Here is a 21,450-nt window from a genome sequence, read left to right as displayed (position 1 = left end):
CTACGCAAGATATTGCTTATTAAGCAGCAGGTTGTTGTTGGTTAAGTAGCTCGTTGAAGCCTACTTCTTTCTCAGAAACCTGTGCTTTAGCGATGATCGCGTCGATTGCTTGCTCTTCTAGAGCTACGTTGCGCATGTTGTTCATCATTTCTTCGTTTTGCTCGTAGTAAGCAATAACTTCTGATGGATCTTCGTATGCAGTAGCCATTTCTTCGATTAGAGCTTTAACTTTCTCGTCGTCCGCTTTTAGCTCTTCAGATTTGATTACTTCACCTAGTAGAAGACCAACAACTACGCGACGTTTAGCTTGTTCTTCGAACAGTTCACGTGGAAGCTGAGCAGCAGCTTCTGGGTTACCACCGAAGCGTTGTGCAGCTTGTTGACGTAGAACTTGGATTTCTTGCTCGATAAGCGCTGATGGTACGTTGATGTCGTTTTGCTCAACTAGACCGTCAATCGCTTGCTCTTTGATGCGGTTCTTAACAGCTTGCTTAAGTTCGCGTTCCATGTTCTTACGAACTTCAGCTTTAAGTGCTTCAACACCACCTTCAACAACACCGAACTTAGCAACGAACTCGTCGTTTAGTTCTGGAAGTTCACGAGCTTCAACTTTGTTCACTTTGATTGCGAACTTAGCTGCTTTACCTTTTAGGTTTTCAGCGTGGTAATCTTCTGGGAAAGTCACGTCGATGTCGAATTCCATACCAGCAGTTTTACCTGCGATACCGTCTTCGAAACCAGGGATCATGCGACCAGCACCCATTTCTAGAGGGAAGTTCTCAGCTTTACCGCCTTCGAACTCTTCACCGTCGATAGAACCAACGAAGTCGATGCTTACGCGTTTGCCATCTTCTGCTGCTTCTTCAACTTCAACCCAAGTTGCTTGTTGCTTACGTAGAGTATCGATCATCTCTTCTACGTCTGCATCTTTAACTTCTGTTAGTGGTTTTTCAACAGTGATGCTCTCTAGGCCTTTAAGCTCAACTTCTGGGTAAACTTCAAAAGTTGCAGTGAAAACTAGGTCTGAACCTTCTTTGTTCTCTACAGGAGCGAAAGTTGGAGCGCCAGCTGGGTTGATTTTCTCTTTAACGATAGCTTCGATGAAGTGGCGTTGCATTACTTCACCAAGAACGTCTTGACGTACTGCTTTGCCGTACATCTTAGCAACCATTTTTAGAGGCACTTTACCCTTACGGAAACCATCGAAACGACGGTTTTTAGCGATGTTGCGTAGTTCAGCTGTTACAGCGTCTTCGATGTTTGCAGCTGGAACAGTAATGTTTAGACGGCGCTCTAGGCCCTCTAGCGTTTCAACAGTAACTTGCATTATATATAAACCTCTAAAGTGGCTCGGTTTTCCGAGCGTATGAGCGAAACTCAGAGGAGCTTACGCTTCATCCTTGTGTAGTGTTCTGTCCGAACACCTAATTTAAAATCGAGTATCGATACTGGTTGTCAGTACCGGACTAATCAGTGATATCTTCGATAAAATAACCAAAGGTATCTCCTATTAGCCTCAGGACAGAATTTTTAGACGCGACATTCTAGCGATCTGTCGCAACCCTGTCGAGCCAATAGCCACTATGTGGACATTGTCTGCGCTAAATTCTCGAATGCTGACCCATTTTTTCTTCAAAAATGCGATTCAGACACCGTCTAAGCATCGCCAGCATATCTAGAATGGGGACAATAGCGACTTTTTCAAGAGAATCGACCGGTTTTTTTATCGAAAAGCCTAAAAAGAGATCTTGCTCTTGTTTTACTCCACAGAGTTGAAAACTAAATCCCTAATCCTTCCTACAAACTATTAACATTTTCTTACGTGACCAAAGGAAGTTGTAAGGAGTGTAAGGATGTCGCAAAAAAAACGGATTCTGCTGACATTTTTTGCTTTCTATTTCCTGTGCGCAATTATCGGTGGCCATTGGGTTTGGCAGACCAGTTATCAATCTCTACTTGATAAACACCAATCACAGCTGGAGCAGTTTTCTGGCCATATAAAAAATAAACTCGATAAGTACGCCCATATCCCAAATCTTCTCGCTAAAGATGATCCTCTTTATCAAGCGCTTCTGCACCCCAACAACAGTGCGCAACTGGAAATCACTAATCGGTATTTAGAATCCGTTAATGGCGTGATTGAAGCAGCGGATACGTACTTAATCGATCAATGGGGTACAACGATCGCAGCCAGCAACTGGCGTAAAGAGCGCTCCTTTATCGGGCGAAATTTTGCATTTCGCCCTTATTTCAAACAAGCCATTGTAGGCAAAAGAAGCCAATACTACGCACTGGGCTCAACATCTGGTAAACGTGGCTACTACTATTCTTATCCCATCGTATACGCTGGCGGTGTACTTGGTGTCGTCGTGGTGAAGATGGACCTAAGTAAGATAGAGGACAACTGGCAGCAACCTAACAGTGTTTTTGTCGCCAGCGACCCATACGGAATTGTTTTCATGAGTAGCCGAAGTGAATGGCTACTCAAAAGCTTACAACCACTGACAAAAAAAGAGAAAAAGCAAGTTTGGGCAAGCCAACAATATCTTGATGCGCCAATTGAAACGCTTGGATTAGTGGGTAGTTTGGACGAGGTGCATTCTGAGCTTAAACAGGGTTACCCATACAATAAAGGAACCTTGGTGGTCTCTTCGCTGCCCCTTCCCGAACTCAAACTGACTATTCGTGTGCTGTCTCCTAAACAGTCGATCGTTTGGTTCACCATGGGTTACATCTTTGTACTCACTCTAGCATTCATGGTTTTGTTTTTAATTGGTCAGCTTATCTATCACCGTCAACAGCGTCACTTGCAACTTGAACGAATTCAACAAGAAGCAAATCAAAAGTTGGAATATCAAGTCATGGCACGGACTGCCGAGTTGCAAGCTGAGATCGCACAGCGTATCGATACCGAGCAAACTTTACGCGTTACTCAAGATGAATTGGTGCAAGCAGCGAAACTCGCGGTGTTAGGACAAATGTCAGCCAGTATCAGCCATGAACTGAATAATCCACTTGCGGCAATTCGTAGCTTTGCGGAGAACGGCAAGCTGTTTCTAAAAAAAGAAAAATATGAGCGAGTGGAAGATAATCTCACTCGCATTTCTGCTCTCACTGACCGTATGGCAAATATCAGTCAGCAACTTCGCTCTTTCGCCAAAAAAACCAGTGGTGACGAGTTGGCTCAATCTCGATTGTTCCCTGTGATTGCCTCTGTAAAAGAACTGATGAAGCCCGCATTTAAATCAGGGCGCGTCACGTTAGAAACAAATTTGCCAGAGCATGATGTTGAAGTGCAGATCAATATTATTCAACTGGAGCAAGTGTTGGTCAATTTACTGACTAATGCGATAGAAGCACTCAAAGAACAACAAGACAAACAGGTAGAATTATCTGTAGAACACGATGAGCACACTGATTTAGTTTGGATTCATGTTGATGATAATGGACCAGGACTTGGCTCTTTCTCACTTTCTGATTTATGTGAGCCGTTTCTAACCACTAAACTGAACGGTTTAGGTTTGGGTCTCTCTATCTCGCAACAAATCTTAGCCAGTATGAATGGAAAATTATGTGCCCATAATCGAGAACAAGGCGGCGCTCGATTCTCATTGTGTTTACCTATCACTTCTTACAACACTGAACCATCAAAAGGATAAGATCATGTGTCAGGTGTTTTTTATTGATGATGAGGCCGATCTCAGACTCGCTATAGAACAGACCTTTGAACTGGCGGATATCGACGCCAAGTTTTTTGTGGATGCAGAATCGGCTTTAATAGCGATGCAGCAAGGAGAAGAAGCTGGCGTCGTGGTCACTGATATCTGTTTGCCGGGCATTTCTGGTATGGATATGCTGACAACTTTGACTCAACGCGATGCAAACTTACCCGTCATCATGATCACTGGACACGGTGATATTTCCATGGCAGTGCAAGCCCTTCATCAAGGCGCTTACGACTTTATTGAGAAACCTTTTGCGCCAGAGCATTTGGTTGAAACGGTTAAGCGGGCGATTGAGAAGCGCAAACTAACCAATGAAAATGAAAAACTGCGCCTGTCACTTAAAGCCAGTAAAACCCTTGGCCCACGAGTTATTGGTGAAACCTCTAGCATCCAAATATTACGAGAGACCATCACCCAAATCGCCGATACCGACGCCGATATTTTATTGTTTGGTGAAACCGGTACAGGGAAAGAGTTAATCGCTCGTTCTTTACATGAGCAAAGCTCTCGCCGGAACCAAAACTTTGTCGCCGTAAATTGTGGAGCGGTTCCAGAGAACTTAATTGAGAGTGAACTCTACGGCCATGAAAAAGGCGCATTCACTGGCGCCGAAAGCCGTCGTATCGGTAAATTTGAGTTTGCACAAGGCGGCACACTTTTCTTGGATGAGATCGAGTCGATGCCTATCCAAGCCCAAATTCGTTTATTGAGGGTATTACAAGAGCGCGTGATTGAGCGTGTCGGTTCAAATGAATTATTGCCTTTAGATATTCGAGTGATTGCCGCAACAAAGGTCGATTTAAAACACGCAGCTGAAGAAGGTACTTTCCGTCAGGACCTCTATTATCGGCTCAATGTCGTGACCCTGGATCTCCCGCCACTACGCGAACGAAAAGAAGACATTCCCGCCCTCTTTCACCACTTTCTGTTGGTAGCAGCTTCACGTTATGGCAAAAGCTCACCTAGCTTGTCACCCCAAGATCTAGCGCAACTGATGAGCCATGACTGGCCTGGCAATGTTCGAGAACTCAGAAATGCTGCAGAGCGTTTTGTGCTATTGGGTAAGTTAATTCAGTTGGGAGAATCGAACCCAGTTGCTAAGTCTTCCTCAAGCCTTGCAGAGCAAGTGGCGGAGTTTGAGAGAGCAGCCATTGAAGGCGCTTTATTAGAAAACAACGGTAGTATTAAACAGACAATGTGCCAATTGAATGTGCCAAGAAAAACCCTTTACGACAAGATGCAGCGCTACCAAATAAATAAAGACCTTTACAAATAAAACACGTTCAAATAGCTGGCATTATATTCAACTTGAATCATAATTTTTAACAACAGGTTTATCATGGTTGTTACAGATATGAACGAAAAAGTGAGAATACCGATTGTTACAGATACCGTGCTCGTAGACGGTTGCTATCAAGAAGAGAGAAGATTCGGTGAAGAGCGTCGTAAAAATAAAAAGAGGTGGCGACACTATGAACGTCGAATTAATTCAGACCCGCGCAAAACTTGTTACAAGTCAATAGACGAAGAGGTGTGAATTCTCACACCTCTTTCTACTTTCTGGCTTCCATTACTTGGTAATGATCTCCGGCCCCATCAAGGTAGTAGGCAACCAAGTCGAAACCCATGGTACATATGTGACGATAATTAGGAATAAGAACATCACTCCAACCCAGGGTAATGCTGCCTTCACTACGTTCATCATCGACATTTTGGCAACACCAGCGGTCACAAATAAGTTAAGACCCACGGGCGGCGTTATCATTCCTATCTCCATATTCACCACCATCATTATGCCCAAATGAATTGGGTCTATGCCTAATGCAATGGCAATTGGGAACACGAGCGGCGCAACAATGATCAACAAGCCTGATGGCTCCATGAACTGACCACCAATCAGCAACAAGACGTTCACCACAATCAAAAAAGTGATTGGTCCGAGACCAGCCGAGAGCATCGACTCGGTGATCATTTGCGGGATGCGTTCTTCCGTTAAAACATGCTTCAAAATTAAGGCATTAGCAATGATGAACAGCAGCATGATGGTGAGTTTGCCCGCTTCATACAGGGTGTGTTTCGTGTCTTTATGAACAAAGGTTTGGAAGATTTTAACGAGCGCAGGTTTAGTGTTTTTCTTGTCTGCAAATGGCCCCATGTCTTTGTATACAAAGTTAGCAATAAAGAATGAGTACACAGCAGCAACCGCAGCGGCTTCTGTCGGCGTAAAGATACCGCCATAGATACCACCAAGAATGATGACGACCAACAACAAGCCCCAGCTTGCATCCTTGGCAGCATCAAAGGTTTCTTTCCAACCGACAAAAGGTTGTTTTGGAAGGTTCTTGATTCTCGCGGCAATGTAAATCGCAATCATCAACATGACACCCGCCAGCAAACCGGGAATCACACCACCAAGGAACATACGTCCAACTGACACATCCGTTGCGGCTGCATACACCACCATCACAATCGAAGGTGGGATCAAAATCCCTAGCGTACCTGCGTTACAAATTACCCCAGAGGCAAACTCTTTTGAGTAACCGTTTTTGATCATACCTGCGATAACAATACTACCTATGGCAACAACCGTTGCAGGTGAGGAACCTGACAACGCGGCAAACATCATACACGCTACAACCGAAGCCATCGCCAAACCGCCGCGGAACCAGCCTACAATGGCAATGGCGAAACGAATGATCCGCTTTGCTACGCCACCCGTCGACATAAAGCTTGAAGCCAATATAAAGAATGGAATAGCCAATAGCGTGTAGTGGCCCGCGAATGCATTAAACAGCGTTTGAGCGACTGACGCTAAAGAGGCATCCGAATGCATTAAAAGGAAAAGAACACTGGAAAGGCCCAGCGAAATAGCAATTGGCACGCCAACCAGCATAAAGCCAATTACCATCAAAAATAGAAATAAGATATCCATGGCTTATTGCTCCTTGTTTTTAGCGTCTTGCGAGGCCTTTGGAGCCATTACGTCTTCAGCGTCACTCATCTCAGCTTTAAGAGATTCGAGCTCTTCCTCCGCTTCATGTCCTGCAATCAAGCGATCGAGCTTGCCAGTAGCGATTTGCCACGTAACTTGAACAAATCTAAACGTTAGTAGCGCCATTCCAAGTGGCAAAGCGAAGTAAGGAATAAAACGTGGCAGCTTTTCATAACGCTCTCCCTCATTTAACCAGTCGGCCATGAACTGGAGTATTTCAGGCATCGGAATATCGTCCGTTTCATACCACGCTCGGTCGGTAGCGAACGGATACCAGTAGTTCCAAGCGCCAATTAACAGCAAAATAGAGAAGGCTAAGCAACACATTGCTGCAAAAAGCGCCAGGGCTTTTCGTTTACCTTCCGGAACGATGTTAATAATGACATCGACACCAATATGAAAGTGTTTTTTCACACCATAAGATGCGCCAACCAACACCATCCATGCGAACATGAAAACGGTGAGCTCAAGCGCCCAAAGAATATTGTCGTTAAAGACATAACGAAAGATGACATTGGCAAAGGTCAGCAAGGTCATGGCACCCAAGAAGAAAGCAATCAAAGTCTCTTCAATGGCATCGGTGATTCGTCCAGCCTTGGCAAAAAAAGTCTGTTCCATAATTACATCACGTCGTCTGTAGGGGGAAAGAGCCCCCTCAGTTTGAGAGGGCTAAATGTGCTAGCTGTTATTATTTTTGGTTAGACGCCAAAGCGGCTTCGATTAGGTCAGAACCAATGTCTTTTTCGAACTTCTTCCATACTGGTTGAAGTGCAGTGACCCACTCTTGGCGCTGTTCTGGCGTTAGAGTACGAACCACACCACCGGCTTCGATGATATTGTTCTTATTCGCAAGGTTTACTTTGGTTGACTCAGCATTACGCTGCGCAGTTACTTCTTGAATAATGGTATTTAACTGCTCGCGCTGATCATCTGGTAGGTTTTTCCAGAAGTCGTTTGACGTCACAACTAAGTAATCCAGAATTCCGTGGTTCGTTTCCGTAATGCCATCTTGAACTTCGAAGAATTTTTTGCCGTAAATGTTTGACCAAGTATTTTCTTGACCATCAATAACCTTAGTTTGCAAGCCGCCGTAAACTTCTTTGAACGACATTTTTTGTGGGTTAGCACCTAGCTGCTCAAACTGAGCAACGAGTACATCAGACGCTTGAACACGGAACTTAAGTCCTTCAGCATCAGTTGGAGAAATGAGCGGCTTGTTGGCTGACATTTGCTTCATGCCGTTATGCCAAAACGCAATGCCTTGTAGGCCACGACGTTTCATTGAATTTTTCAGCTTTTCACCCGCTTCCGAGTTTTGGAAACGGTCAACCGCGTCGACATCATCGAACAAGAAAGGAAGATCGAAAAGGCGGTACTTCTTGGTGAATTTCTCAAACTTAGAAAGAGAAGGAGCAGCGAGTTGAACATCACCATTCAGTAGCGCTTCCAACACTTTGTCATCATCATAAAGTGTTGAGTTAGGAAACACCTGCATACAGACTTTACCGTTCATCTCTTCGTTGACGCGCTTTTCAAGTAACGAAGCCGCGATGCCTTTAGGGTGTTTGTCCGCGTTCGTTACATGGCTAAACTTGATGACCGTTTCACCCGGGTCACAATTTGCGGCAGCATTAAAACTGGTAACAGCAAGTGCAGAGACAGATAGTAGAGTTAGAGGCTTAAACATTATTATTCTCCTTGTTGAATCACATCCCATCCCGTCCATGAGTAACTAGGTGTTAGGCGATGGGTACGGATGTTCAACAAAGAGCAATTAATGGACCATGTTAAAATTTATATTCATTTCAATAAATTAACAAAGCCCATTAACATGAATCAGAAGTGTAACGAGTGAATTCCACCCAAGAACAAGATACAAATGGGTGGGAAATGACCCATTTATGAAGAACAGCTTATCTCCATTTTCTTCCCCCATTCCGGTGGCAATTTCGCGTAATCATCAAACTCGGGTTGCTCATCAAATGGGCGTTTTAACAGTTCGGACAATCGGTGTAATTCGCTAAAGTCCCCTTCTTCCGCTTTATCAATCGCCAACTGAGCCAAGTAGTTACGCAAGATGTATTTGGGATTGGCTTGACGCATCTGTTTGCAACGCTGTTCGGTTGAAATCAGGCCCCCTAGTTCATCAACCTCTAGCTCACACCGAGCTAAATACAGCTCAAGCCAAGCTCGCGCTGCTTCTCGGTCGAGAAATAAATCGATTACGGCTTGGGAAGGCGCATTATCAAGGTTTGAAAGTGTTCTGAAGAAGCGAGTGTAGTCCGTTTTGTTCTGGTGAAGAAGCTCAAACATAGCTTCAAACAAACGCCCGTCTTCCGCTATCTTAGTTTTTAAGCCCAACTTCTCACGCATGAGGCGGCTGAACTGCTGGCTTAAATGAACTTCAAATTGACTCAACGACGATTCTAAATCTTCTCGTTCAACGAGTGGCGATAGCGCATGCGCCAATGCTGACAAGTTCCAAAGCGCAATTCTAGGCTGTTGATCAAATGCGTAACGACCCTGGTAGTCTGAATGATTACAAATGTATCCCGGCTCATAATCATCAAGAAAGCCAAACGGACCATAATCAAAAGTTTGCCCAAGAATTGACATGTTATCGGTATTCATCACACCATGCGCAAAACCAAAAGCTTGCCAATATGCGATCATCTCGGCTGTTTTAGTCACGATGGCGTCAAACATCGCGGCATATGGTTTCTCCGCCGATGCACAATCAGCAAAGTGCCACTCAATCACCTTATCCGCCAACAGCTTCTGCTCTGCTAACTGGTTGGTGTAAAAGAAATGCTCAAAGTGACCGAATCGAACATGGGTTTCAGCCATTCGAAGTAACAAAGCGCCCGATTCCGTTTTTTCTCGATAAACAGGTGTATCACTGACCATCATACCGAGAGCACGTGTCGTGGGAACCCCAAGGCCTGCCATGGCTTCACTGCACAGGTACTCACGGATAGTCGAGCGTAATACCGCTCGCCCATCCCCCATTCGCGAGTAAGGCGTTAGCCCTGCACCTTTGAGGTGAAGATCAAACCAAGTACCATCCTGATGCTCAATTTCTGCCAACAGTAATCCACGTCCATCGCCCAAATCTGGGTTGTAAACGCCAAACTGATGGCCTGCATATTTCATCGCAAGAGGACGAAATTGTTCGAATTCACTTAGCCCAGAAAAAACCGCCAATAACTCATCGTTTTGCTCTTCTGGTAAACCAAACTGCTGTGCAAACTCACCATTCCAAGCGACCCAGCGAGTGTTGTCCAAGGGTTGTGGCTCGACCAACGTATAGAACGCTGACGGTAATTGACTAAAGCGATGGGTGAAATTGACCCGTTGCCAAATGGACATGTAGGGTTCCTTAATAAAAAGAAGTACTGTTGTGAGTATACGTGTGAATGTCCCTGTCATTCAGCCATGAAATTGGCATGGGTATTTTGCGTGAATAACGCGAAGGCGGCAGGAAGGTATCAACCTGCCGCAGACCATCTCCTAAACGGAGGTAGCATGTAAAAACGATCAAAGGGTTAAGCGGAAAATTCTTCACCCGTTTTTGGTGGCTGTGATGGCGTATCAAAACGAGCGCGTTCGATATCCACTACCGTTTTATAGCTCAACGATAACAATGCCAGCTGGTACGCGCCAAAAATACCATAGGCCACACCGACGAGGCTCAACATAAAGAGATTCGTAAAGTGGCTAAAGATCAGCTGACTGAGCAAGCCCGCCCCCAATGGAATTAGTCCCATCAAAATGAATACTTGTTTGTTGTATGGTCTGCTCTGATTCCACGAACGACGCAAACTGCGCGGCTGATGATCCATTGCAGTCGCTGGCAACACAAATGACCATCGCGCCATTACCCAATAGCCGGGAATGCTTGCAATCGTTGTGATAATAGCCATAGCAACAAAGTCGGCTTCACCACTTTCTGCAATGTAGATAAACGACAACACAAAGATCGGGATACCAATAACGAGCATCATCATCAGTCCAAACAGTATCCACCAGCCTATGAAACGGAATTCTCGCGCTGACAAACGAAATACATCCAACGCAGAGTGCATGTAATCGCCGGCTAAATAAATTCGATGCACACGCACAGCCGCCATAGCGGCAACAAGTGGGTACAAAATAATTGTGACGAAATAAAATCCTGCGACATTGCCTTCTTGAACGTTCGCTTGATCTTGCCCCGTCATTTCAGGATACATAAAAGCAAAAATTGAGTGCACGATAATCAACGGAATACAAGCAATAACAATTGCGAGTAGATTCCTTCTCACCATCACTGCCGCTTCTCGGCATATTTCCGAAACAGAAAAGCCCTCGGTAGACATATAACATCCTTAGTTCATAAAAATCGGCCCCTAGGGTAACCGCAGAGTAGAAAAATCGCTTTAAAAATAATGAGAAACACATCTCATAAGACAATGAGAACGAAACCAAAATAGATCAGGTAAAAAATAAGCCACTCAATGTGAGTGGCTTATACCGCAATTAATACCGTTTTAGACGCGACGTCGCCAGCCTAATGTTGCAAGCAACATCAAAGCCCAATAAGAAACACTGCCGCTACCTTCAGAGTTCTTGAATGTCGTTGTCTTCAAAGAAGCAACAACCGTCACGATAACTTCCCCCGTAGCAGTGGTACCATGACCATCTGAAACCGTATATTGCAGCTTGATGCCGTCAGTAGGGCTATCCGGTGCTTGAAAACGGATTTTGCCATTCTCTACACTCGCACTTCCCACACCCGTTACGTTCTGTACACTTTCTACAACCAGTTTATCGCCGTTCACATCCGAATCATTGCTCGCTACATCAATCAGAATACTTTCACCAACGGCAACGGTCGCCGTATCTGCAAGCGTAAGTGGCGCTGCGTTTTTCATGGTTAAATCGACGGTAGCACTGGACGTTTCATTACTAGGATCAGTCACGGTTAAACGGAATGTCAGAACCTCACCAGCTTTTGCACCTTGAGGCACCGTAAAGCTTGTGCTAACACTGGTTGCATTGCCAAGAGAAACTGAAGTGCCAGCCAACTGCTCCCATTTATAACTCAACACATCACCATCAGCATCCGTACTATTTAACGCAGACAACGTGACTCGCTGCCCAACCGTCATGTCTTTATTATCAACATCAATCACAGCCACTGGCGCTTCGTTGCTGCCAAGCACTTCCACCTGCACATTCACGATTGAAGATGAGTACGCACCATCAACCGACAACAAACGATATTGGAAAGTGTCCAGACCAACGAAGTTAGCTTCAGGTTGGTACTGGTTGCCAGAGATGGTGCCGTGCTCAGGCTTCTGCACAATGTCCACATTGAACTGATACCCTACCGCCATGAAATCATTGTCCATCAGGTTCAGTTTGATTGGCGTATTTTTATTGGTTTGTAACGAATCAGATTTCGCTTCAACCAAGTTGCTCGCATCCACATTTAATAATGCTGCAAACGGAATATAAGAGAACCCGGCTTTTTCTAGACCAAACGTGCCAATCTCACTGTAATCACCAGTCCACATTACAGGTAGGGAGGCTTTTTCAGTTTTTAGCAAGCGACCGAAATCAAAGTTTGCATCAAATTGACCGCCTTCCAATTCAACGACCAATAAATGCTGACCCGCACTCAATTGGCTTTGTTGGGGGAATAAAATTCGAGATGACTTTTGGAAGTTACCTTGCTGTAAAAGCTCAGCGTTGTTTTGATTCAATATTAATCGATAGCCAATGTTTCCAGAAAATGGGAATCGCCAAACTCGATAAGTCATGTCACTTTGAGCGCTATCTCTTTGCGCATAAAGTTGAAGGCCATCAAGCTCTGTATCACTATTCAAGTCCAGTGACACCGCCAGAGTGTTACTCCCACTCGCGTACACATAACCTTGATGAAGAGAGTTCAGCCATGCTGATTTATTAGGTTCGTTTGTATGCTCAAGAGAAAAGCTACCACCGTTGGTGTTGCTGGCAATGTTGGAAATACGAACCCCAGTATCAAACCCTGTGATCGTTCTCAGACCCGGGGTCGATGTATCTGAAATGACATTGCCACCATTAGGGTATAAATCGTCAGCGTCACTCCTACCATCATTTTCTAACTCATTCAGACCATCAGCCTGCATGATTTGAACCTGCATCGCGCCAACATCATTAAAGCGGTTCTGGACATTGACCGACGTCGCCAGGATACCTTCAGCCGCCAATGCTCGGTCGTAACCGCTAAAGGTGCGATTTTCCAAGTAAACACGTGGGCCAAACTCTTTCAAGTACGGGTCGAGATACACCAGCTTGACATCGTCGTTGTTCACAGAAATAGGCGCTGGACTTTCATGAGTTACCGTTGGTACAACAAAACCAGCAGCGTGTTTGCTCCATGCACTCATGTTCACCGGAGTGTCACCAGCGTATGAATCTCCCGGTTTCTGCGCCCATGAACCGCCACCCATCACGCCCCAAGAGCCGATCGAGGCATCACTGTTCCTTGCGTACAAATCCGGTAAGCCAAGCATTAAGTGGCCAAGCTCGTGTACGATCACGCCCAAGGTCGCTTGATGATCAACTTGATAGTCAGCGAACACACAATAGTCTGTGATCTTTTTACCATCTAGTGTGACATCATCGTGAGAGAATTTGTGCGGCCAAATAGCAGGACGGTTGAGAACCCCTGTTGAACGATCGCCCCCCGCAAAAATAAACATGACAGAGAGTTCTGACGGTTCTACGGTACCATTTTGATTGCTGTCGTAGGCCGAAAGATTAAAGTATGGATCCAGTTTTTGATAAGCCTCGGTGAAAACCGCATTCAACTTGGCGGTGCATGTCTTATCAGTCGAACTAGAGTGACAGTTAGGGTGGCTTTGTGCCACAGTCACATCTATCACACCGTCATTGGCGGTGCCGTAACTCTCAAGTGCAGGAACAACTTTGAATTTACCTTGAGAGTTTTTATCAAAGTAATCCACAACGCTTTGACCATTGGTATTAAATACGCGTTGCTCAAAATCATGCACCATTGCTTGGTCATCAAACGAAACTTGCACAACCAATAGGGGCTGCTGCTTCACCGTTGAACTGCTCATCGCCTGGTAACCTTGCGCCGAACGCAGTAGGTTTTTTCGTGCCATCGGTTCAATGGTTTTTAGAGAAGATAATTGCGGTTTAACTTGTAAATCCGGGCGAAACCTCGCCGACTCAGGTGGCTCACTCGACTGCGTTTTCACCACACCTGTCGAGATCAATATTGGCGTGTCTGACTCGCGCTGAATCCGCGCGAAAAACCAAACGCCGTCTTCCTGAAGTAAGGCATTGCCCTGCTTATCTTCAAACCAGTGGAAATCTGCCGTTCCACGTAGAATTGCCTCACTGGAACTACCATCGCTCAACGCAATAGTATGCCAAACCGGTGATGGCGGAGTAGTTGCCATGCTCTTCCCTGCAAGAAGCGCAGTTAGCATAGCCATGGCGAGTGTGTTGAATTTCAAAGTACGACTCCATCTTTTCGATTCGTTAATTAATACCAAGCACAACAAACACAAAGTAACCCTATGGGCATAGAGTAAGACTGAGTGACTATTGACGAAGGCTGGTATCAATTCGCTCAGATAACACGACGTAGTTTGGTGTCACACTACAAAAGCGTCGGATTCCAAAACGCTGTTATGAGCGTAGCTTCTGAGAATATAAATTGAGTGAATGAATAGTATCGAAACGAAAGGAAGAAGAAATGAACTTCTACGAATTTGTAGGTAAAACTGGGCAACATTCCACATATTCTATAAATGTACGAGCACTGCTATTAATCAATGCTCGTAATGGTCGCGCGGCCATTGTTTAACGCTATATTAACCTGTAAGAACGGCGTCTTCTGGGTATTTGACCAAGGTAGGTTCAGGACGTGCCAACATGTAGGCAAGCGTGAGCGGCCCAATACGACCAATGATCATCACCACGATCATAATGTATTTACCAGGTTCAGAAAGTTCCGCAGTCAAACCGGCGGTGAGCCCCACTGTGGCAAATGCGGAAATGGTTTCAAACATAACCTTATCAAAGCTGGCCTTCTCGGTAAGCATCAATAAAAACATTGCGCTTGTCAGGATGGCTCCGCTCACAACGATAATTGCCAATGACTTAGTCACAGTTTGCCAATTTATGGTTCGCTTAAACATAACCACATGTTTCTTTTGGCGTAAAAAGGTCCACGTAGCCATAAACGCAACAGCAAATGTGGAAACTTTAATACCGCCCCCCGTTGAGGTGGAACCCGCTCCAATTAACATTAGAACAATCATGGCCAGTAAGGCTGGCTGGGTAAACAACGCCAAGTCAACACTATTAAACCCTGCCGTTCGAGCACTCGCAGATTGAAAGAATGCCGCCAACCATTGCCCTGTTGCAGGTAAAGACGCCATTGTGTTTGGGTTGCTTCGCTCAAGTAACCAAAACATCATCGTTCCGACTAAGAGCAATATCGGTGTCGCAATCAGCATGATTTTGGTGTGAAGATGCAAAAAGTGGAAACCTTTGCGCCAGCTTATCCAGATGTCACCCACAACAGTAAAGCCAAGCCCGCCAAAAATGAATAGCCCCGCCAGTGTAAAGATAACCAACGGATCATTCACAAAGCTCATCATACTGTCAGAAAACAGCGCGAACCCAGCGTTGTTAAATGCAGAAATTGCATGAAACAAGGCGTAAAACATACCAGTCTGCCAGCCCATTTCAGGGACCCAGCGGATAGAGAGAAAAATAAACCCGACCGTTTCTGCAACAAGCGCGAAAACAACAATCCGCTTTACTAGTCGGTTTAGATTGACTTGCCGATCTTGCCCTAATGCTTCTTTCGCCAGCGCTTGTTGACGCAAACTCAAACGCACGCCGAACATATAGAGTAAGACTGCCGACAACGTCATCTGCCCCAACCCACCGATTTGCATTAAAAACATCAGCAAGATTTTACCCGCAAGCGTAAAGTGTTGCCCAGTATCGACAACACCAAGCCCTGTCACACTAATAGCGGACGTTGCGGTAAACAAAGCATCCGTTATCGACAGGCCCGTAACAGAAAATACTGGCAAGGTTAGCAATACCGCAGAAGGCAGTAAAACACCGAGAAAACTGAGCAATATAATTCGCGGTTCATTGCCTTTCGCTTTCTCTTGTTTACCATCTGGTGCGTAAAAAACACCTTTCTGATGAAAATACGTCATAGCGATTTTAATTTATTTGCGAGCGCATCTTGAGGGCCGACCACAATAATTAGGTCACCAATTTCTAGTGTGGTATTAAGGTCAGGTGCCTTGGTAATTTCTGGGCCCCGTTTAAACCCTAGCACTTGCACGCCATCGACTTTGCACAGAGCCAAATCACTTAGTGTCTTACCCATCCAACGAGAGCCAATCACAAACTCCGTCATAGCTAAGCCACTGCCTAATGGGTGGAACTCAAGAACCCGTTTATCGAGCATTTTACGCGCGACACGTATCCCCATGTCACGCTCAGGCATGATAATGTGGTCTGCGCCAATTTTTTGCAGAACACGAGCTTGGAAGCGGTCGTTGGCTTTAACCCATACTGACTTTACTCCCGCCTCTTTAGCAATCAATGTCGCAAGAATACTGGCATTGACATCCGCTCCGATGGCAATCATCACCATGTCGTAATCATCAAGTTTGAGCTCAGCAACCGTCTCTTCGTGAGTACAGTTAGCCACAACCGCCTGACTAACAAAACTGGCGGCTTCTTTAACTCTCTCTTCGTTGATGTCAACGGCTAAAACTTGAGCGCCTGAATCTTGTAACTCTTTACACACTGCCAAACCAAATCGGCCAAGACCAATAACGGCGAATTGCTTATCACCTGTTTTCATTTGTGCCCCATCTTATTATGCATTCATTAGCAAGCAAAAAAGTTTGCGCCCATTCCTTACCTTGTGCAAACCTGCGGACAGATAATTGACAAAAGCTTAACGCACCTTGATTCACTTTACGTGTTAAGCGTATGACACTGATTAACTTTTTTCCTCATTACCGAATAGAAACCGTCGCGATGGCTACATAATTGGATGCCTTAAAACGCAAAAAGCCGCAAGAATGCGGCTTTTAGATCATGGGATAAACTGGCTATTTTGATTCGCGCTTATCGTGCGGTTTACGTTTATTCTTAGGCACGTAATTTAAAATTGAAATTGGTACTGGCTTTCTTGGCGCAAAACCTTCAATTTCCACTCGCTCTAGCAAGTGCCCTAAACGACTTTCAATCATGCAGAGGTTCTTAAAGTCGTCTTTTGAAACCAGTGATATCGCCTCACCTTTCGCGCCAGCACGACCTGTACGACCAATACGATGTACATACTCATCCGCTGGGTAAGGTAAATCGTAGTTGATGACAACTGGCAGATTATCAATATCAATACCGCGCGCAGCAACGCCGGTTGCGACTAAGTACTGGATTTCACCCGCTTTAAACTTTTCTATTAATTCCTGGCGAACACGCTGATTACGGCCACTGTGGAATGCTTCTGCCACAATGCCACGTTTCTCAAGTTGGCTTACCAGTTTGGCTGCGCCGTGTTTAGTTTCAATAAATACCAGTACTTGCGACCAGTCACTTTCTTTAAGCAAGTGACTTAGCAGCGACGACTTCATGTCTTTATCGACGGTCGTGATCCACTGTTTAATATTTGATTTTGAGGCACTGTGCTTTGCAATCGTGATCTCTTCAGGATCAATAATCGCATTTTTCGCCAAGTCACGAACAGGGTTAGATAACGTCGCTGAGAACAGCAAACTTTGCACATGTTCTGGCATACAGTCGACGATTTTGTCGATCGCATCGATGAATCCCATATCCAACATTTTGTCGGCTTCATCAAGCACTAGCATTTCCACTTCATCAAAGTGAATCGCGCGTTGACCGTACAGATCAATCAAGCGCCCAGGCGTGCTTACCACAATATCGACACCCTCGATCAAGGCTTGTTTTTGTGGTGCATAATCCACACCACCAAACATCGCCATTGAGCGTAATGGTAAGTTTTTACCATAAGCTTCAATACTTTGATGAACCTGAAGCGCAAGTTCGCGTGTTGGCGTTAGGATAATCGCCCGAGCGCGTTTTTTACGTTGCGTTTCGCCTCGACTAAGCTTTTCTAAGATTGGCAGAACAAAACTGGCCGTTTTACCTGTGCCCGTTTGCGCTGCTGCAATTAAATTGCGGCCACGCAATACGATAGGAATGGCTTTTTGTTGGATAGAAGTGGGGTTTTCATAACCTAGCGCTTTTACTGCATCAGCAATCGATGCGCTTAAACCAAGCTTAGAAAATGGCATAGAAAGGTCTCAACAGAGGAAATGGGCGCGTAGTGTATCAGAATCCCCGTAAAGTAACAGAAGGATTCATGCGCGAAAAACTAGGAACATGACACAATCTTAGCCCATGAAATTGGGCTGCAAACCTTTTTCTAATTTTTGCCTCACTTTGTAGGAAACATCATTAAGCGTGATTTTCCCCGTTTTGTGGCGGTCGATACCTGCATTCTGTCGATAGGCAATTGAGCCTTGTCTGAACAAAACGAAAGACGGCGGTTTACCAATCGCAGCAGGGTAGAGAATGGCCATGTAAGCATCTTCTAAGCTATTAATTTTATTTCGATAGGGCCAATAGTACGCTTTCACATAGTCAAGTTGTTCAAGCGCGCTCATTCTCGCAAGAGTCTTTGTGTTCACTCCTAATGACTCTGCAGTAGAGGGCATAAATTGAATTAACCCTGTAGCCCCGCTTCCGGAACCATTTTTGATGCTTGGACTGAAAGTTTCAGCAGTTTCAAATGCCATGCACGCCATAAGATGATTAGGATTGATCTTTAGCTCTTTACTAATACGGATGACTTTAGATTTGAACTCTGGAGAAACTTTCCCTCCCCACGCGACCGCGTTCTCGGGATCTGCAATCGAAGAGACCGTTGATGCGTCATGTTCTTCGACAATTTTAGAAAGTAGAGGAAGCGTTTGGCGTAGTCGATGGCTCGAACTCACCAAGCGAATTGATTTGGTAAGAAACTTGTCTTTTTTTTGATGTAGTTTTTGGAACTTTACTAACTTATACAGTTGCTTATAAACCGTTTTCACAACGAAGCCGGATGTAGGGAACACTCCCAGAATGTAATCCATTTCCTACAAATTTAATATAAATATCAGCAACAGGAACTCTAGACGTGATCAATGTCACCATAAAAATTCTCAAATTCGATACACACCGATGTAAGTGGTCAATGTGTCTCCAACACGCTAGAAGTAAAAGTAAAGAGGCATTAAAAAGGTCTTACCAATTTTTTGGTAAGACCTAGGTTTACTGATTCTCGGATAAGCGAATGTATATTCTTACAGTTCAGCTTCCCGAACCAGTTCTGCAAGCGTCGACAAACGCTGCTCACTTTGTTTTACGTAAGGATTATTCGTATCCCAAGCATATCCAGCCAAAATCGCACTAATCATCTGTTTAATACGTGGGTTCGGGTTTTGATAGAAAATCACATCTTGCAACGTGCCGTTGTACCAGCCTTCCACATAAGTGCGGAATGTGTTCACTCCCACCATTAAGCGTTGCGAGTACTCTTCTTGCCAATCAACCTTTTCACCATTAAGCTGACGAACCACGCAGTCCGCTGCAAACTCGGCCGATTTCATGGCGATAGTGACACCCGATGAAAATACAGGATCAAGAAACTCACCTGCATTACCAAGCAACGCGTAGTGCTCTGTCGCTAAACGTTTGACGTTAGCAGAATAGCCACCCAACTCGCCTGCTGGATTCGGGTAATTCGCATTTCGCAACAAAGAAGCCAAACCCGGCTCTTCATTGGCTAACTGCTGCAACGCTGCAATCTTATCTTCTGGGTATTGTTCGAAAAATTCTGGCTCACCCACCACACCAAACGAACAAGTACCATTAGAGAATGGGATTAGCCAGTACCATACGTCGTGATTTTCAGGATGAACTGAAATTAAAATTTTGTTGCGATCGTATTCCGGCTCTTGGGGAGAGATATGATCTTCGATATGGGTAAAGATCGCTTTTCTAGGCGGAAGACAAGAAGGTTCTTCTAGCTCCAACAAGCGTGGCAAAACACGCCCAAAGCCACTTGCATCCAACACAAAATCTGCTTCGATTTGATAAGCCTTCTTATTTGAGTCGAGCACTTCTAATCGAGACTTTTTCCCTTCAAACAATAGGTTGAGCAGCTCATGCTGATAGCGAATCTCTACGCCTTGATCTTCAGCGCTATCTGCCAATACTTTATCAAAGTTGGCACGTTGAACCTGAAACGTCGTGCCCGGTCCTGGCGTGTATTTGTTTGTAAAGTCGAACTGGGTGTATACGCCATTACGACGAAATGCAGCACCATCTTTATACTGGAAGCCAAACTGCTTTACTGCATTGGTCATTCCTGCTTGTTCAACAACTTCCATACAGGCAGGGAGTAGGCTTTCTCCTATGGAAAAACGTGGAAAAGTCGCTTTTTCTAAGACAACAACATCTATGCCACGCGATTTTAATAAGGCAGAAACGGTTGAACCTGATGGCCCCGCTCCTACGACAACAACTTGCTTGAGCTCTGTTTTCATTCTGAATTTAGTTTGCTTGTAGTTTTAATAAGGTATGACCAAGGCCAATATTGTCGGTTCTTTCAACGACAGATAAACCTGCCGCTTCGACAATTTCTAAGAAATCATCACTGCGATAAAAGCGACTATTACCGTTAGCTAAACAGGTAAAATAAAGAGAAGTGGCATTAAGGCTATAGGAAGCTCCCGCGTATTTTTGAGCATCCCAAAACAGCTCCAATACGTAAATAGTATCTCCCTTCGTTAACTGGGCTTTAACTTTTTTAAGGATATTGAGGATCTCAATTGGGGAAAAGCAATCCAAGAACTGGCTCATCCACCAAACGTCAGCATGCTCCGGCAATGTTTGTGCTTTATCAAGCATGTTTGCAGGGTATGGACGTACACGCTCGAAGAACTGGTTTTCTGAAACATTCTTCATCGCTACTTCTAATTGCTGCGGTAAATCAACAATCGTCACTTGAACGTCAGGGTCATGTTTACAACACTGAATCGCCCATTTTCCCGTATTTCCGCCAATATCCACAAGATGCTTTGGCTTGCTTGCAAATACCTCTTTAAGCAGAAGTGGGAAAGAGCGATCCGAATAGAAATGATCGAACTTAAACCAGCTCTGTTTGGCTTGTTCTGGTAACGTCGATAGACCTTGATAAATGGTCTCCCAATTGCCCAACTCTTTCAAACCAGACGGTTTACCTTCTTGAATTGCTTCCGTCAAATGCATCATCGCGGCGTAACAAACATCTGCCGTAAAATCCATGTTTGCATTCGTCATACCATCATGAAGAAGGTAAAAACCAAGGTTTGCAAGCGAATAGTTAGGTCGTTCCCATAAAACAATATGCGCACTAATCGCCATATCCAACAGTACTTTAACACCATATTCTGATACTCCCGTTTTCTCGGCAATATCTGTGGCACTCATGCCTTGAGCGCCAGCGCTGTCTAAAGCGGCTAAAATACCTAAATCTCGAAGCGTTTTGGCGGTCTGGAACACGATTGGTGCAAAAGATAACTTCTGAGCTTCTGTCTTCGCTTCAAAAGCATTAAAAGGGTCATTATTTTGATTTAACAC

The 21,450-nt window shown here is 44.8% G+C and carries 16 protein-coding genes; 3 read left to right on the top strand and 13 right to left on the bottom strand.

Annotated elements, in window-relative coordinates:
* Positions 1–19: 19 nt before the first annotated feature.
* Positions 20–1,327 (bottom strand): trigger factor, encoded by a 1,308-nt coding sequence (gene tig / locus R7093_RS18610; RefSeq protein WP_005382251.1) that lies wholly within the window; start codon positions 1,325–1,327, stop codon positions 20–22.
* A 526-nt stretch (positions 1,328–1,853) separates the two neighbouring features.
* On the opposite strand from tig, the gene R7093_RS18605 reads away from it, so the two are divergent.
* The 3 genes from R7093_RS18605 (at position 1,854) to R7093_RS18595 (ending at position 5,262) form a co-directional block, all read left to right on the top strand.
* Positions 1,854–3,659 carry an ATP-binding protein gene (locus tag R7093_RS18605; RefSeq protein ID WP_154204737.1) on the top strand — a complete coding sequence of 602 codons (1,806 nt, stop codon included), beginning with the start codon at positions 1,854–1,856 and terminating at the stop codon, positions 3,657–3,659.
* A gap of 4 nt (positions 3,660–3,663) precedes the next feature.
* Positions 3,664–5,001, top strand: a complete 1,338-nt coding sequence (locus R7093_RS18600; protein ID WP_017819922.1) for a sigma-54-dependent transcriptional regulator — start codon at positions 3,664–3,666, stop codon at positions 4,999–5,001.
* A 78-nt stretch (positions 5,002–5,079) separates the two neighbouring features.
* Positions 5,080–5,262, top strand: coding sequence for a hypothetical protein (locus R7093_RS18595; RefSeq protein WP_021034161.1), 183 nt, complete (start codon positions 5,080–5,082; stop codon positions 5,260–5,262).
* Between the two features lie 33 nt (positions 5,263–5,295).
* Here R7093_RS18595 and R7093_RS18590 read toward each other — a convergent pair whose 3' ends face one another.
* From R7093_RS18590 to R7093_RS18535, 12 genes are all read right to left on the bottom strand, one after another.
* Positions 5,296–6,657: a TRAP transporter large permease gene (locus R7093_RS18590; RefSeq protein ID WP_005382255.1), complete on the bottom strand. Its 1,362-nt coding sequence runs from the start codon at positions 6,655–6,657 to the stop codon at positions 5,296–5,298.
* A gap of 3 nt (positions 6,658–6,660) precedes the next feature.
* Complete coding sequence (locus tag R7093_RS18585) at positions 6,661–7,335, bottom strand: TRAP transporter small permease (RefSeq protein WP_005384308.1); 675 nt, start codon at positions 7,333–7,335, stop codon at positions 6,661–6,663.
* A gap of 70 nt (positions 7,336–7,405) precedes the next feature.
* Positions 7,406–8,404 carry a TRAP transporter substrate-binding protein gene (locus R7093_RS18580; RefSeq protein ID WP_017634784.1) on the bottom strand — a complete coding sequence of 333 codons (999 nt, stop codon included), beginning with the start codon at positions 8,402–8,404 and terminating at the stop codon, positions 7,406–7,408.
* A gap of 212 nt (positions 8,405–8,616) precedes the next feature.
* Positions 8,617–10,086 carry a protein adenylyltransferase SelO gene (locus tag R7093_RS18575; protein ID WP_053350463.1) on the bottom strand — a complete coding sequence of 490 codons (1,470 nt, stop codon included), beginning with the start codon at positions 10,084–10,086 and terminating at the stop codon, positions 8,617–8,619.
* 176 nt (positions 10,087–10,262) lie between these two features.
* Positions 10,263–11,075, bottom strand: coding sequence for a hypothetical protein (locus R7093_RS18570; RefSeq protein ID WP_033906890.1), 813 nt, complete (start codon positions 11,073–11,075; stop codon positions 10,263–10,265).
* 171 nt (positions 11,076–11,246) lie between these two features.
* Positions 11,247–14,231: a M6 family metalloprotease domain-containing protein gene (locus tag R7093_RS18565; RefSeq protein ID WP_318146776.1), complete on the bottom strand. Its 2,985-nt coding sequence runs from the start codon at positions 14,229–14,231 to the stop codon at positions 11,247–11,249.
* 360 nt (positions 14,232–14,591) lie between these two features.
* Positions 14,592–15,959, bottom strand: a complete 1,368-nt coding sequence (locus R7093_RS18560; RefSeq protein WP_248524868.1) for a TrkH family potassium uptake protein — start codon at positions 15,957–15,959, stop codon at positions 14,592–14,594.
* The gene (locus tag R7093_RS18555) at positions 15,956–16,618 is read right to left on the bottom strand and encodes a potassium channel family protein (protein WP_248524865.1); all 663 of its coding nucleotides are present in this window, start codon (positions 16,616–16,618) and stop codon (positions 15,956–15,958) included. Before R7093_RS18555 ends, R7093_RS18560 begins: the two co-directional genes overlap by 4 nt.
* Before the next feature lie 253 nt (positions 16,619–16,871).
* Positions 16,872–18,080, bottom strand: coding sequence for a DEAD/DEAH box helicase (locus R7093_RS18550; RefSeq protein ID WP_025766962.1), 1,209 nt, complete (start codon positions 18,078–18,080; stop codon positions 16,872–16,874).
* A 99-nt stretch (positions 18,081–18,179) separates the two neighbouring features.
* Positions 18,180–18,920 (bottom strand): transglycosylase SLT domain-containing protein, encoded by a 741-nt coding sequence (locus R7093_RS18545; RefSeq protein ID WP_080276914.1) that lies wholly within the window; start codon positions 18,918–18,920, stop codon positions 18,180–18,182.
* 210 nt (positions 18,921–19,130) lie between these two features.
* Positions 19,131–20,375: an NAD(P)/FAD-dependent oxidoreductase gene (locus R7093_RS18540; protein ID WP_248524863.1), complete on the bottom strand. Its 1,245-nt coding sequence runs from the start codon at positions 20,373–20,375 to the stop codon at positions 19,131–19,133.
* Positions 20,376–20,382: 7 nt separating this feature from the next.
* Positions 20,383–21,450 carry a methyltransferase gene (locus R7093_RS18535; RefSeq protein WP_031779087.1) on the bottom strand — a complete coding sequence of 356 codons (1,068 nt, stop codon included), beginning with the start codon at positions 21,448–21,450 and terminating at the stop codon, positions 20,383–20,385.

The sequence above is a fragment of the Vibrio sp. 1580 genome (assembly GCF_033340055.1).
The sequence above is the reverse complement of the archived record's forward strand: the minus strand, read 5'-3'. Positions and strand labels throughout refer to the sequence as shown.

Excerpts from the sequence above, each read along its gene's own strand:
- R7093_RS18590 (WP_005382255.1), bottom strand. The coding sequence starts at position 6,657 with ATGGATATCTTATTTCTATTTTTGATGGTAATTGGCTTTATGCTGGTT.
- R7093_RS18585 (WP_005384308.1), bottom strand. The coding sequence starts at position 7,335 with ATGGAACAGACTTTTTTTGCCAAGGCTGGACGAATCACCGATGCCATT.
- R7093_RS18555 (WP_248524865.1), bottom strand. The coding sequence starts at position 16,618 with ATGAAAACAGGTGATAAGCAATTCGCCGTTATTGGTCTTGGCCGATTT.
- R7093_RS18560 (WP_248524868.1), bottom strand. The coding sequence starts at position 15,959 with ATGACGTATTTTCATCAGAAAGGTGTTTTTTACGCACCAGATGGTAAA.
- R7093_RS18575 (WP_053350463.1), bottom strand. The coding sequence starts at position 10,086 with ATGTCCATTTGGCAACGGGTCAATTTCACCCATCGCTTTAGTCAATTA.
- R7093_RS18600 (WP_017819922.1), top strand. The coding sequence starts at position 3,664 with ATGTGTCAGGTGTTTTTTATTGATGATGAGGCCGATCTCAGACTCGCT.
- R7093_RS18570 (WP_033906890.1), bottom strand. The coding sequence starts at position 11,075 with ATGTCTACCGAGGGCTTTTCTGTTTCGGAAATATGCCGAGAAGCGGCA.
- R7093_RS18605 (WP_154204737.1), top strand. The coding sequence starts at position 1,854 with ATGTCGCAAAAAAAACGGATTCTGCTGACATTTTTTGCTTTCTATTTC.
- R7093_RS18580 (WP_017634784.1), bottom strand. The coding sequence starts at position 8,404 with ATGTTTAAGCCTCTAACTCTACTATCTGTCTCTGCACTTGCTGTTACC.
- R7093_RS18540 (WP_248524863.1), bottom strand. The coding sequence starts at position 20,375 with ATGAAAACAGAGCTCAAGCAAGTTGTTGTCGTAGGAGCGGGGCCATCA.
- R7093_RS18550 (WP_025766962.1), bottom strand. The coding sequence starts at position 18,080 with ATGCCATTTTCTAAGCTTGGTTTAAGCGCATCGATTGCTGATGCAGTA.
- R7093_RS18595 (WP_021034161.1), top strand. The coding sequence starts at position 5,080 with ATGAACGAAAAAGTGAGAATACCGATTGTTACAGATACCGTGCTCGTA.
- R7093_RS18545 (WP_080276914.1), bottom strand. The coding sequence starts at position 18,920 with ATGGATTACATTCTGGGAGTGTTCCCTACATCCGGCTTCGTTGTGAAA.
- tig (WP_005382251.1), bottom strand. The coding sequence starts at position 1,327 with ATGCAAGTTACTGTTGAAACGCTAGAGGGCCTAGAGCGCCGTCTAAAC.